This is a genomic window from Krasilnikovia sp. MM14-A1004 (assembly GCF_047159485.1).
Lineage (GTDB): Bacteria > Actinomycetota > Actinomycetes > Mycobacteriales > Micromonosporaceae > Actinoplanes.
On sequence record NZ_AP038773.1, the window covers coordinates 1 to 12963 of the forward strand.

10 protein-coding genes and 3 rRNA genes are annotated in these 12963 nt (G+C 66.4%); 7 read left to right on the forward strand and 6 right to left on the reverse strand.

Annotation, left to right across the window (positions count from 1 at the left end; all coding sequences use genetic code 11):
- Window positions 1–198: 198 nt before the first annotated feature.
- The 3 genes from ACMCNN_RS00005 (at window position 199) to rrf (ending at window position 5521) form a co-directional block, all read left to right on the forward strand.
- Window positions 199–1717 (forward strand): 16S ribosomal RNA (locus ACMCNN_RS00005).
- 439 nt (window positions 1718–2156) lie between these two features.
- Window positions 2157–5265: ribosomal RNA gene (locus ACMCNN_RS00010) — 23S ribosomal RNA — on the forward strand.
- A 139-nt stretch (window positions 5266–5404) separates the two neighbouring features.
- Window positions 5405–5521 (forward strand): 5S ribosomal RNA (rrf, locus tag ACMCNN_RS00015).
- Together the 16S, 23S and 5S rRNA genes form the textbook arrangement of a ribosomal RNA operon.
- Before the next feature lie 153 nt (window positions 5522–5674).
- Here rrf and ACMCNN_RS00020 read toward each other — a convergent pair.
- The 5 genes from ACMCNN_RS00020 to ACMCNN_RS00040 all read right to left on the reverse strand — a co-directional run bounded on the left by ACMCNN_RS00020 (window position 5675) and on the right by ACMCNN_RS00040 (window position 8534).
- On the reverse strand, window positions 5675–6004 hold the full coding sequence (locus tag ACMCNN_RS00020; protein WP_412744121.1) for an STAS domain-containing protein: 330 nt from the start codon (window positions 6002–6004) through the stop codon (window positions 5675–5677).
- Window positions 6005–6233: 229 nt separating this feature from the next.
- Window positions 6234–6902, reverse strand: coding sequence for an NADPH-dependent F420 reductase (locus ACMCNN_RS00025; RefSeq protein WP_412744122.1), 669 nt, complete (start codon window positions 6900–6902; stop codon window positions 6234–6236).
- Between the two features lie 224 nt (window positions 6903–7126).
- Window positions 7127–7564 (reverse strand): DUF6518 family protein, encoded by a 438-nt coding sequence (locus tag ACMCNN_RS00030; RefSeq protein ID WP_412744123.1) that lies wholly within the window; start codon window positions 7562–7564, stop codon window positions 7127–7129.
- On the reverse strand, window positions 7515–7760 hold the full coding sequence (locus ACMCNN_RS00035) for a DUF6518 family protein (protein ID WP_412744124.1): 246 nt from the start codon (window positions 7758–7760) through the stop codon (window positions 7515–7517). Before ACMCNN_RS00035 ends, ACMCNN_RS00030 begins: the two co-directional genes overlap by 50 nt.
- Window positions 7761–8030: 270 nt before the next feature.
- Window positions 8031–8534 carry a DUF6194 family protein gene (locus ACMCNN_RS00040; protein WP_412744125.1) on the reverse strand — a complete coding sequence of 168 codons (504 nt, stop codon included), beginning with the start codon at window positions 8532–8534 and terminating at the stop codon, window positions 8031–8033.
- A 47-nt stretch (window positions 8535–8581) separates the two neighbouring features.
- Between ACMCNN_RS00040 and ACMCNN_RS00045 the strand changes: the two genes are divergently transcribed.
- On the forward strand, window positions 8582–9439 hold the full coding sequence (locus ACMCNN_RS00045) for a MerR family transcriptional regulator (protein ID WP_412744126.1): 858 nt from the start codon (window positions 8582–8584) through the stop codon (window positions 9437–9439).
- Here the strand turns inward: ACMCNN_RS00045 and ACMCNN_RS00050 are convergent.
- Window positions 9409–10260: a hypothetical protein gene (locus ACMCNN_RS00050; RefSeq protein ID WP_412744127.1), complete on the reverse strand. Its 852-nt coding sequence runs from the start codon at window positions 10258–10260 to the stop codon at window positions 9409–9411. The two genes, ACMCNN_RS00045 and ACMCNN_RS00050, sit on opposite strands and share 31 nt — an antisense overlap.
- Window positions 10261–10442: 182 nt before the next feature.
- Between ACMCNN_RS00050 and ACMCNN_RS00055 the strand changes: the two genes are divergently transcribed.
- From ACMCNN_RS00055 to ACMCNN_RS00065, 3 genes are all read left to right on the forward strand, one after another.
- Entirely contained in the window at window positions 10443–10574 is a 132-nt protein-coding gene (locus tag ACMCNN_RS00055; protein ID WP_412744128.1) for a hypothetical protein, read from the forward strand.
- A 100-nt stretch (window positions 10575–10674) separates the two neighbouring features.
- Window positions 10675–11205, forward strand: a complete 531-nt coding sequence (locus ACMCNN_RS00060) for a hypothetical protein (RefSeq protein WP_412744129.1) — start codon at window positions 10675–10677, stop codon at window positions 11203–11205.
- Between the two features lie 21 nt (window positions 11206–11226).
- Window positions 11227–12735: a flotillin family protein gene (locus tag ACMCNN_RS00065; RefSeq protein ID WP_412744130.1), complete on the forward strand. Its 1509-nt coding sequence runs from the start codon at window positions 11227–11229 to the stop codon at window positions 12733–12735.
- The last annotated feature ends 228 nt before the right edge of the window (window positions 12736–12963 follow it).

Below are 12963 nucleotides of genomic sequence, written 5' to 3' on the forward strand. Positions count from 1 at the left end.
AGTTGAACGAGTGCCCCGAGGTTGGGCCTCCGGTTGGGGGTCTGGTTTTGGTGTGTGGTTGTTCTTTGAGAACTCAACAGGGTGTTTGATAAGCCAGTGCCAATTGTGATTGTTTGTCCCTGGCCAATCATTTGATGGTTGGTGGGATTCCTTTGGCAACATTTTGTTTGTTGCCGGGATGGGTTCTCTAAAAGGTTTTTGTTGGAGAGTTTGATCCTGGCTCAGGACGAACGCTGGCGGCGTGCTTAACACATGCAAGTCGAGCGGAAAGGCCCTTTCGGGGGTACTCGAGCGGCGAACGGGTGAGTAACACGTGAGTAACCTGCCCCATGCTTTGGGATAACCCTCGGAAACGGGGGCTAATACCGAATATGACTCCGGGATGCATGTTCTGGGGTGGAAAGTTTTTCGGCGTGGGATGGGCTCGCGGCCTATCAGCTTGTTGGTGGGGTGATGGCCTACCAAGGCGACGACGGGTAGCCGGCCTGAGAGGGCGACCGGCCACACTGGGACTGAGACACGGCCCAGACTCCTACGGGAGGCAGCAGTGGGGAATATTGCACAATGGGCGGAAGCCTGATGCAGCGACGCCGCGTGAGGGATGACGGCCTTCGGGTTGTAAACCTCTTTCAGCACCGACGAAGCGAGAGTGACGGTAGGTGCAGAAGAAGCGCCGGCCAACTACGTGCCAGCAGCCGCGGTAAGACGTAGGGCGCGAGCGTTGTCCGGATTTATTGGGCGTAAAGAGCTCGTAGGCGGCTTGTCGCGTCGACTGTGAAAACCCGCGGCTCAACCGCGGGCCTGCAGCCGATACGGGCAGGCTAGAGTTCGGTAGGGGAGACTGGAATTCCTGGTGTAGCGGTGAAATGCGCAGATATCAGGAGGAACACCGGTGGCGAAGGCGGGTCTCTGGGCCGATACTGACGCTGAGGAGCGAAAGCGTGGGGAGCGAACAGGATTAGATACCCTGGTAGTCCACGCTGTAAACGTTGGGCGCTAGGTGTGGGGGGCCTCTCCGGTCCTCTGTGCCGCAGCTAACGCATTAAGCGCCCCGCCTGGGGAGTACGGCCGCAAGGCTAAAACTCAAAGGAATTGACGGGGGCCCGCACAAGCGGCGGAGCATGCGGATTAATTCGATGCAACGCGAAGAACCTTACCTGGGTTTGACATCACTCGAAAACTCGTAGAGATACGGGGTCCTTCGGGGCGGGTGACAGGTGGTGCATGGCTGTCGTCAGCTCGTGTCGTGAGATGTTGGGTTAAGTCCCGCAACGAGCGCAACCCTCGTTCGATGTTGCCAGCGCGTTATGGCGGGGACTCATCGAAGACTGCCGGGGTCAACTCGGAGGAAGGTGGGGATGACGTCAAGTCATCATGCCCCTTATGTCCAGGGCTTCACGCATGCTACAATGGCCGGTACAAAGGGTTGCGATGCCGTGAGGTGGAGCGAATCCCAAAAAGCCGGTCTCAGTTCGGATCGGGGTCTGCAACTCGACCCCGTGAAGTCGGAGTCGCTAGTAATCGCAGATCAGCAACGCTGCGGTGAATACGTTCCCGGGCCTTGTACACACCGCCCGTCACGTCACGAAAGTCGGCAACACCCGAAGCCGGTGGCCTAACCCCTTGTGGGAGGGAGCCGTCGAAGGTGGGGCTGGCGATTGGGACGAAGTCGTAACAAGGTAGCCGTACCGGAAGGTGCGGCTGGATCACCTCCTTTCTAAGGAGCACCTAGCCCGTGAAAGCGGGCCAGGAGCCCGCGCTGCCCGAGTGTGGTGGCGGGGTGCTCGATGGCGGAGACACTGGCCAGTCATGGGTTCCGGCAACGGTCGGCCCTCCTAGTACACGCCCTCCTGGTGGGGGTGCAGGAACGGTGGGGTCGGTGCGGCCGGGGTCAGGCGATGAACACCCTGTTGGGTCCTGAAGGAACAACCAGGCCCGCACGCCGCGTCGAGCGGTGAGCCGCGTGTGACGCGGCGCGGGCGTCCCGGCCACGTGGGTGGCGGGGCCGGCCCGGTGGGCCGGGGGTTGGGTTTTCAGCGCCAGGCGCAATCTGTGGGGCATACCGGCCGCGGTGGTGGTGTTGGTGTCCCGCGTGGGGTTGTGGGTTGGTTGTTGGTTGAGAATTGCACAGTGGACGCGAGCATCTTGTTTTCTGTGGTTAAGTTGTCAAGGGCGAACGGTGGATGCCTTGGCACCAGGAGCCGATGAAGGACGTGGGAGGCCGCGATAGGCCTGGGGGAGCTGTCAACCTAGCTGTGATCCCAGGGTGTCCGAATGGGGAAACCTGGCACGAGTCATGTCGTGTCACCATCATCTGAATTCATAGGGTGGTGGGGGGAACGCGGGGAAGTGAAACATCTCAGTACCCGTAGGAAGAGAAAACAATAGTGATTCCGTGAGTAGTGGCGAGCGAAAGCGGATGGAGCCTAAACCGGGTGTGTGTGATACTTGTCAGGGGTTGCATATCCGGGGTTGTGGGAGCCACGTGCCGTATCTGACAGTGCGGTGGAGAGTTACAAAGTTGCACGTTAGTCGAATGGTGTGGGAAAGCCAGCCGTAGACGGTGAGAGCCCGGTAGGCGAAAGCGTGTGACCTCTTTGTGGATTTCCCGAGTAGCGGCGGACCCCTGTAATCTGCCGTGAATCTGCCAGGACCACCTGGTAAGGCTGAATACTTCCTGGTGACCGATAGCGGACGAGTACCGTGAGGGAATGGTGAAAAGTACCCCGGGAGGGGAGTGAAATAGTACCTGAAACCGTTCGCCTACAATCCGTCAGAGCCTTTCGGGGTGATGGCGTGCCTTTTGAAGAATGAGCCTGCGAGTTAGTGGCACGTGGCGAGGTTAACCCGGGTGGGGTAGCCGTAGCGAAAGCGAGTCTGAAGAGGGCGTTGAGTCGCGTGTTCTAGACCCGAAGCGGGGTGATCTAGCCATGGGCAGGTTGAAGCGTGGGTAAGACTGCGTGGAGGACCGAACCCACCAACGTTGAAAAGTTGGGGGATGACCTGTGGTTAGGGGTGAAAGGCCAATCAAACTCCGTGATAGCTGGTTCTCCCCGAAATGCATTTAGGTGCAGCGTCGCGTGTTTCTTGCCGGAGGTAGAGCACTGGATGGTCTAGGGGGCCCACAAGCTTACCGAAATCAGCCAAACTCCGAATGCCGGTAAGTGAGAGCGCGGCAGTGAGACTGCGGGGGATAAGCTTCGTAGTCGAGAGGGAAACAGCCCAGATCACCAGCTAAGGCCCCTAAGCGTGTGCTAAGTGGAAAAGGATGTGGGATCGCATAGACAACCAGGAGGTTGGCTTAGAAGCAGCCACCCTTTAAAGAGTGCGTAATAGCTCACTGGTCAAGTGGTTCCGCGCCGACAATGTAGCGGGGCTCAAGCACACCGCCGAAGCTGTGGCACTCACACAATAACTTCGCTGACCGGCTTGACTGGTTGGTGCAGGTGTGTGGGTGGGTAGGGGAGCGTCGTATGGCGGGTGAAGCGCCGGGGTGACCCAGGTGTGGACGCCATACGAGTGAGAATGCAGGCATGAGTAGCGAATGAAGGGTGAGAAACCCTTCCGCCGGATGACCAAGGGTTCCAGGGCCAGGCTAATCCGCCCTGGGTGAGTCGGGGCCTAAGGCGAGGCCGAGAGGCGTAGTCGATGGATAACGGGTTGATATTCCCGTACCCGCGTAGGAGCGCCAGCGATGAACCTCACTGTGCTAACCATCCGAACTTGCTGATCCCTTCGGGGTGAGGTGAGGGGGGTTGGGATCCTGGTGGGTAGTAGTTGAGCGATGGGGTGACGCAGGAAGGTAGCTGATCCCGGCCGGTGGTTGTGCCGGGGTAAGCGTGTAGGCCGTGCCATAGGCAAATCCGTGGCACATGAGGGCTGAGACGTGATGCCGAGCCGATTCAGGTGAAGTCAGTGATCCTATGCTGCCGAGAAAAGCCTCTAGCGATGTTCCGAGCGGCCCGTACCCCAAACCGACACAGGTGGTCAGGTAGAGAATACCGAGGCGACGGGCGAACTGTGGTTAAGGAACTCGGCAAATTGCCCCCGTAACTTAGGGAGAAGGGGGGCCGGACGCGTGAAGCCCCGTGCGGGTGGAGCGTGGTATGGCCGCAGAGAGCAGGGGGAAGCGACTGTTTACTAAAAACACAGGTCCATGCCAAGTCGTAAGACGATGTATATGGACTGACGCCTGCCCGGTGCTGGAACGTTAAGGGGACCTGTTAGCTCTTCGGGGCGAAGCGGAGAACTTAAGCGCCAGTAAACGGCGGTGGTAACTATAACCATCCTAAGGTAGCGAAATTCCTTGTCGGGTAAGTTCCGACCTGCACGAATGGCGTAACGACTTCCCCACTGTCTCAACCACAGGCCCGGCGAAATTGCAGTACGAGTAAAGATGCTCGTTACGCGCGGCAGGACGGAAAGACCCCGGGACCTTTACTATAGCTTGACATTGGTATCTGAATGCAATTGTGTAGGATAGGTGGGAGCCGGTGAAGCTCGGACGCCAGTTCGGGTGGAGGCAATCTTGAAATACCACTCTGTTGGATTCGGGTATCTAACTTGCGGCCCTGATCGGGTCGAGGGACAGTGTCTGGTGGGTAGTTTAACTGGGGCGGTTGCCTCCCAAAGGGTAACGGAGGCGCCCAAAGGTTCCCTCAGCCTGGTTGGCAATCAGGTGTTGAGTGTAAGTGCACAAGGGAGCTTGACTGTGAGACTGACAGGTCGAGCAGGGACGAAAGTCGGGACTAGTGATCCGGCACTTGCGTGTGGAAGCGGTGTCGCTCAACGGATAAAAGGTACCCCGGGGATAACAGGCTGATCTTCCCCAAGAGTCCATATCGACGGGATGGTTTGGCACCTCGATGTCGGCTCGTCGCATCCTGGGGCTGTAGCAGGTCCCAAGGGTTGGGCTGTTCGCCCATTAAAGCGGTACGCGAGCTGGGTTTAGAACGTCGTGAGACAGTTCGGTCCCTATCCGCCGTGCGCGTTGGATACTTGAGAAGGGCTGTCCCTAGTACGAGAGGACCGGGACGGACGAACCTCTGGTGTGCCAGTTGTCCCGCCAGGGGCACGGCTGGTTGGCTACGTTCGGAAGGGATAACCGCTGAAAGCATCTAAGCGGGAAGCCTGCTTCGAGATGAGGTATCCCACCACCTTTGAGTGGGTAAGGCCCCCAGCTAGACGACTGGGTTGATAGGCCGGAGATGTAAGCCAGGTAACTGGTTCAGTCGACCGGTACTAATAGGCCGAGGGCTTAACCACACCAAACAATGTGCTCGACGCGTCCACTGTGCGATATCTCAGCGAACAACCACCCCCCCGAACACACACCCAACCCCGACCCCGGAAACCGGGGCGCGGCGGGTCGTGAGGGGTGGGGGTTGGTGACGCTGGCAGATGTGCCGGTGGTCATAGCGGAGGGGAAACGCCCGGTCTCATTCCGAACCCGGAAGCTAAGCCCTCCAGCGCCGATGGTACTGCACCCGGGAGGGTGTGGGAGAGTAGGACGCCGCCGGACCAAAACCACCAGTGAGGGCCGCCCCCAACAAGGGGCGGCCCTCACTGCTATCCACACACCCCCACGGCTGCACCCGCGTCCGGTGCGGCCGGACGGCGTCACACCCTCGACGCAGCCGCACCGACAAAACGAAGAACAAGGCAGAGCAAGCGATCAGGCAACGCGACGGGAACGCAGCCGCTGGGGCGGCACGCCGGCCGCGGTCAGCTGGCCTCCGACCGCCGCTGAACAGTTCTCCATCGACACGGCGACGTGGTGATCGTCGGCCAGGTCGCAGAGGGCGGCGAGGGTGCCGAGGTTGATCGAGTCCATGGCGGACACGTCGCTCAGGTCCAGAACGAGGTGGACCGGTCGGACCCTGCGTACCGCGTACACGAGGATCTGGCGCAGGGTGGCTGCGGTATCGAAGTCCATCGCGCCGTGCGGCTGCACGACGAGACTGCCATCCGCGCCCGTCTGAACATCGACCGAAGTGTTTTCCACCGGTCTGCCTTCCGTCACCGCGCGTTTGCCGGGCGGCCAGACTACGACGACTTTCTACGTCCGTCGATAGCCGGAAGGATGAATTGCGGCAGGGCGCAGGCAGCCGAGTGCGGGGCCGCCTGCGCCCTTGACCGATTCTCCAACCCGCGCCGCGGGCCGGGATCCGCCACGGCCCGGGTCCGGACTGGCCGGGAACCGGACCGGGTTCAGCCGGGGACGTCTGCCCAGGTCAGCGGGATGCTGCAGCGATTGCGTCGCGTACGGTGCGGGCGTCGGCGGGGGTGCCCAGCGGATCCGGGAACGTGCCGTAGGGCCTGACGTAGACGGGGGTGTCGCGCTGGGTGCGCCAGTTCTCGGCGAGTGGTCCAACGTCGACGGTGTCGTAACCGATGGCGTCGAGGAACTCGGTGACGGTGCGCTTGGCGGCGGGGTCGTCGCCCGAGATGGGCAGGGCGGTCCGGTCCGCCGCTCCGGCCGGGCGACCCAGGGACGCCAGGTGCTTGAAGTAGATGTTGTTGAAACCCTTGACCACGTGCGCGCCGGCGAGGTGGCGCTGCAGCAGTTCGCCGGTGGTGGTGGAGCCGTCCTCGAGTTCCGGGAAGACGCCGTCGCGGTCGGGGTAGTAGTTGTTGGTGTCGATGACCACCTTTCCGGCCAGCGGCTCGGCGGGGACATCGCGGTACGCCCGCAACGGGACGGTGACGATAACGATGTCGCCGGCGGTCGCCGCCTCGGTGGCGGTGCCGGCGCGGGCCCGCGGGCCGAGCTCGGCGACCAGGTCTTGCAGTGTCTCGGGGCCACGGGAATTGCTCAGCACCACGTCGTAGCCGGCGGCGACCGCCAGTCGTGCCACGGTCGAGCCGATCAACCCGCTGCCGATGAGTCCGATTGTCGTCATGTCAGCGCGAACCTCCCGATTGGCCTCGGGATTCCGTCTCACCCCCGGGTCGTGACGGGCGGCACATGCCGCCGGGAGAGCAGCGGCGGCATGCGGGCCGACGATCCAGCCCTGCGCGACGCCGCGTCGAACGGAACCGGCTCGGCCCGTCGCGGGTGGCGGGGCGGGGAGGTTGACGCGCGGACATCCGCGACCCGGCCGGGCGGTTGCGGGGGCGGGAGACGTCAGCCGCCGAAACCGGCGGCGAGGAAGAGGCCGAGGCAGAGCGGCGCCAGCAGGATGCTCGTGACCACAGCGCGCATGCGTACGGCGGTGCCGCGGGCCGCCGCCATGACCAGCGCGATGCCGAGTACCGCCTCGATCGTCGCGGTGGCCGCGGCGTCCGGGCGCTGCACGTGGTCAGCGCGCCACCACAGCAGGGCCTCGGCCAGCAGGACCGCGCCGGGCATCGCAGCGGCGACCGCCGGCCACCGCCATGCCGGGTCGTGGCTGAGACACCCGGCCGCTCCGAACACGGATCCGGCCAGAACGCCGAACGCCATCCAGATCAGGCTCGACGGTGCCCACAGGTTCTGCGGGCTGTCGTGCAGGAGCGCGATCGCGGCCGCGTAGTTACGCGGGTACGGCCACGACGAGCAGCACAGCCCCGGCGAGCGCCGCACGGGCGGGGCCGGTACGGAGCAGGCGGCCGACGGCGAAGGCCGCGACCGCCCACACGGCGCTGGAGTTCGCCAGGTTCGCCCACGGGTAGGGCAGGTGTCGCTGCATCAGCAGGTCGCCGGTGCCCAGCAGGATTCCGCCGCCCACGGCCACCGGCAACCAGGCCCACGACCCGACCTTGATCACGCCATCATTCACGGCGTCGAGCCTCGCAGCAGCGTGCGGCCCGCACATCCGCCCCAGGGCAGATCAGCCCCGCCCCGGCCTCCACCGGGTGGCGGAGTCCGTCGATTGCGGCCGTGACGTGCGGTTGCCGTCCTTCCCCTAGGGCGCCGAAGCTGCGGGCTGACACGCACACGACCGTCGCGGGCTGTGCGGCTGTAATGGTGTGCCGTCGTAGCCGTCGCGCGTGCGAACGAGCCGCTGGATAGGCGTCGGAACGGTCGGTCGTCGAGTGTGGGGGCTGAGTCAATCCTGGTCTGCGCGGCGGGCGCGGCGTGCGTCGTACTGGCGGGCCGCGCGTGCGTGAGCGGCCGCGACCAGGTCCGCGACGCGGGTTCGGGTATGCGGGCCGGGATTGAGGACGCAGACCCAACCGGCCGTGGCGTACACGGGGTGGGGCAGCAACTGGTCGAGGACGGTGTAATCCCACCTGTCGGCGTGCGCGGGGTGCTCGGCGGGGGCATACCCGACGGTCTCGGTGAACAGATCCCGGCCCGGGTCGATGTTGAGGCGTACGACGTCGGGGCGGTGCAGCTGGGAGGCGGTGTCGAAGCCGGGATAGTCGTTGATGACCAGCGTCGCGAACGGCATGCGCCGGTCGGCGGGTGAGTCGCCCTGCGGGTCGTAGAAGAAGAATGAATCGCCCCGGGCCATTTCCGGCGCGCCGTTGTCTGCGCCGGCGCGGACCACGAGCACTCCCGGCAGCGCGGTGATCAGGGCGGTGACCTGTTGCTCGATAGCTGTACCCATACCCTTGAACCGTACCGTTGAACTTGCTATTGAGGCTCCGGGTCGGGATGACGTGGTCGAGTCCTCCTCAACCCTCAAACGGGGAGGGTGTCGTGCGGCCGGTGGATCTCGCTCGCGGGGCCGGCATCTCCGCTCAGGCCGTTCGGGACTATGAGCGGGACGGGCTGCTGCCGCCCGCCGAGCGGTCCGCTTCGGGCTATCGCCGGTACACCGACGTGCACGTCCGGGCGCTGCGAACCTATCGGGCGCTGATTCCCGCGTACGGGTATGCGGCGGCCCGGGAGATCCTGCGAGCCGTGCACCGTGCCGATCTGGATACGGCCCTGCGGGTCATCGATGCCGGTCACGCCGGACTGCAGCGCGACCGCGAAACCCTGGACGCGGTTGCCGCGGCCGTGGCGCGGCTCACCGCCGCGAGTGGGGACAGGGACCGGGACGGCGGTCCGCAGGGACGGGAGCGCGACCCGGGCGCGGCGGTGACGGGGCCGTTCAGCGTCGGGGAGCTCGGCCGCCGCCTCGGGCTGACCGCGGCGACGCTGCGCAAGTGGGAGCGGGCGGGGATCGTGCGGCCGAGCCGCGATCCGGCGACCGGGTACCGCCGGTACGCGGCTGTCGATGTCCGCGACGCTGACCTGGCGCATCTGCTGCGCCGGGGCGGATATCCCCCGGCTCGCATCGCCACCGTCCTGCGGCACCTGCGGGAGGCGGGGGACCTGGCGGCGCTGACCGCGGCGCTCGCGGACTGGCACGCCCGGGTCGCCGAGCGGGGCCGTGCGATGCTCACGGCCGCCGCGCACCTGGCCGGGTATCTCGACAGTGGTGGAGCCTTCCGGGCCGGAAGCAGGGCGGAGCCCGGATCCGGCGACGTCGCCGGTCAGGAGGACAGGGCTCGCCAGCCGTCGTAGTCGTGGACGGCGATGCCGTTGAACGCGGGGGCGCTGCGGGTCGCTCCGTCGACCCGGGCCAGTGCGTCGCCCAGCGCGGTCGCCCCTTCCTCGACGAAGGTGCAGTACGAGCAGTCGGCCAGTGGCCGGGTTTCGGCGCCCAGCCGGACCCGCTTGCCCGCGGCGGCGCCGCGCGTCAGCCAGTCCCGGCTCACGTCGTAGATCGAATTCGGTCCGGTGCCGCTGTCCCGGTAGCTCATCACGGTGACGGCCGAGGCCCGGCGCAACGTCTCGGTGGCGAGGTTCTTGCCGGAGATCGTGATGGTGCCGTACCAGAACGGGACGTCGACCTCGACGGCCAGCGGGCCGGCATCGCGCAGCCGCTGCAGCAGGGTCAGGTAGGCGTTGGCCGTGGCGTTGCGGTTGGTGTTCCAGGCGGGCAGCAGGTACGGCTCGACGTCGATGTGCAGGCCGGCGAACAGCTTGGTCGCGGTCACCGCCTTCTGCCAGGCCAGGGCCGAGGCGTGGTCGGTGCTCCAGGATTCGTCGCCGCCGAGTGCGCTCAGCCGTACCCCGGCGAGGTCGGCCTGGCGCTTCAGCTCGCGCAGCCGGGGCAGCGAACCGTCGGTGGCGACGGTGGTGTCGACGTACGTGAAGATCTCGGTCACGTCGTGGAGGGTTGCCCACGACACCACCTCGGTGGGGTCGGCGTCGCTCCACAGCCACATCGCCCGGGTGCCGGGTGGTGCGGGTGCGGCGCCCGCGCTCGCGTTCGCTCCGGAGGCGGTCAGCAGAACGCCGGCCAGCAGCGACACCAGCCATATCCGCGATCCGCGGCTCACCGCACCGCCTCCTTCTCTGTCACGCTCCGCCAGCCCGGTTGCCGGTAGGGCGAGAATCGGCAGCCGAGCGGGGTTCATGAGGTGTCGGTCGCCACAGGCGCCCGGCGGGATGATCACAGAATGCATTCTGTGGCGCAGGCCATCACCGCGGTCCGTCAGGACGCCGCGGGCAGAGTCGATTGGTGCGGCAATCGGAAGCCCAGCCCCCCGAACCGGCGGCGGCGACAGCGGCGACGGCCAGTTCCGGACGGCAGCTCGGCGCGACCGCCGACCAGCTGCGCGGGGTGGCCGGGCGCTTCTCTGTGCAGCAGTAGCCGGGGTGCCCCTCCGGCTCCATCTCCCGGATGAGCAGGGCATTCCGATTGGCGTGACGCGGCTATCCTCGGCAGTCGCGAAGGTGGAGAGGCGGGCGTGATGGACACGGCTACGGTGGTGTTCCTGGCCATCGGTGGCGTGGGCGTCGCCGTGCTCGCCCTGGGTCTGCTCGGTGCCGAACTGCTCCAGTTCGGGCATCCCGGTGTTGACGGGCCGGTCTCCACCGAGTCGGTCGCGGGGTTCGTGGGCGCGTTCGGGTTCGTGGGCGCGATCGCCAGTGAACTGCTGGACGCCCGTACCCCGCTGATGATCGTGGTGGCCGCGGCCGTCGGCGCGGCAGCGGCGCTGCCGGTCGCCTACCTCGCGGTGCGGCTGGGCCGCGCGGCCCGCACCATGCGGACCGACGGCACCCCCACCCGGCACGACATGGTCGGGACGCTCGGGGTGGTGGTCACCCCGATCCCGGACCAGGGGTACGGAGAGGTCCGGCTGCGGATGGGCGGTCAGCCGGTGAAGGTCAACGCCCGCGCGGATCAGCCGATCCCGATCGGCGCCCACGTCTTCGTGGTCGAGGCGCCGAGTGACACGAGTGTCGTGGTCGAACAGACCAGTGCCCTGCATCAGAACTGAGAACAACCCCAAGGACGTTCAGTGACCCCTCTGCTTGTCTCGATCGGCGGCACCGTGCTGCTGGTCGTTCTCGTCGTGCTGTTCATCCTGTCCCGGATCAAGGTGGCCGGGCCCAACGAGGCGTTCATCGTGACCGGCCGCAAGGGCCGCGCGGTCCAGGCGGCCGACGGCACCCGCGCCACCGACCTGTCCGGGCAGAAGGTCGTCATGGGCGCGTCGGTGTTCGTCGTGCCGATCGTGCAGAAGCTGCAGTCGCTCGACCTGTCCAGCCGCCGCATCCACGTGGAGATCACGGGCGCGGTCAGCAAGCAGGGCATCCGGGCCAACCTGCAGGGCGTGGCGATCGTCAAGGTGGGCGGCACCGAGGACGCCATCCGGGCGGCCGCGCAGCGCTTCCTGCACCAGCAGTCGGAGATCGAGGAGTTCACCCGCGAGGTGCTGGCCGGTGCGCTGCGTTCGATCGTCGGGCGGCTCACCATCGAGGAGATCATCCGGGACCGGGCCGCGTTCGCGTCGGCGGTCGCGGAGGAGGCCGAGCACTCGATGACCAACCAGGGTCTGGTGCTCGACACGTTCCAGCTGCAGGACATCATCGCGGAGGGGACGTACCTGCAGGACCTGGGACGGCCGGAGGCGGCGCGCGTACTGAAGGACGCGGCCATCGCGGAGGCCCGCGCCCGGCAGGCGGCCGAGCAGGAACGGCTGCTGGCCGAGGAGGCCATCGCCGAGGCGAACCGGAACCTGTCCCTCAAGCAGGCCGCCATCCAGGCGGAGATCGACGCGGCGAAGGCGAAGTCCGCCGCGGCGGGCCCCCTCGCCCAGGCCGAGCGCGACCAGGCGATCCTGGCCGAGCAGCAGAAGGTGGCCGAGCGCAACGCCGAACTCAAGCAGCGCCAGCTGGACACCGAGGTGCGCAAGCCCGCCGACGCGGCCCGGTACAAGGTCGAGCAGGAGGCGGAGGGTGCGCGGCAGGCCGCGATCCTGCGCGCGGACGCCGAGCGGCAGGCCACCATCGCGGCCGCGCAGGCCGCCGCCGAGCAGGCCCGGCTGACCGGTGAGGGTGAGCGCGCCCGGCGGGCGGCGCTGGCCGAGGCCAATGCGATCGAGGGTGCCAAGGAGGGTGAGGCGGAGCAGCGCCGGCGGACCGCGATCGCGGACGCCACCGAGCGCGAAGGTGCGGCCGACGCCTCCGCCATCCAGGCCCGCGGTCAGGCCGAGGCCGAGGCGATGCGGGCCAAGGCCGACGCCTTCTCCGAGTACGGCGAGGCCGCGATCCTGGACCTGCTGGTGCGTGTGCTGCCGCAGGTGGTGGACGCTGCCAGCCGCCCGATGAGCGCGATCGACAAGATGACCGTCATCTCCACCGACGGCGCCTCCACGCTGACCAAGTCGGTGGCCAGCAACGTGGCGCAGGGGCTGCAGCTGGGCACCGACCTGACCGGGATCGACCTGAGCGCGCTGCTGGCGCGGCTGGGTGCCTCCCGTAACGGCGGCTCGGCCCCGGCCGTGGAGTCCAAGCCGGCCGAGTGATCCGGTGGGAACCCGGGGCGGCGCGCGGCGCTGCCCCGGGCTTCTTCTGGAGTCGTCCGACCTTTTCGTCGGGCGCCGATCGGGCAGGGCGCCGTCGTCCTGATCAACTGGTACGCCTGTCCGAAAGGACGAGCTGCAACCTGGCCGCAACCGAGCCGCACCGCGCATGCACCTCACAACCCCGAATCTCGTTCGAAGGCCGGCCGAAGCGGGCGGGCTGATCGGGGG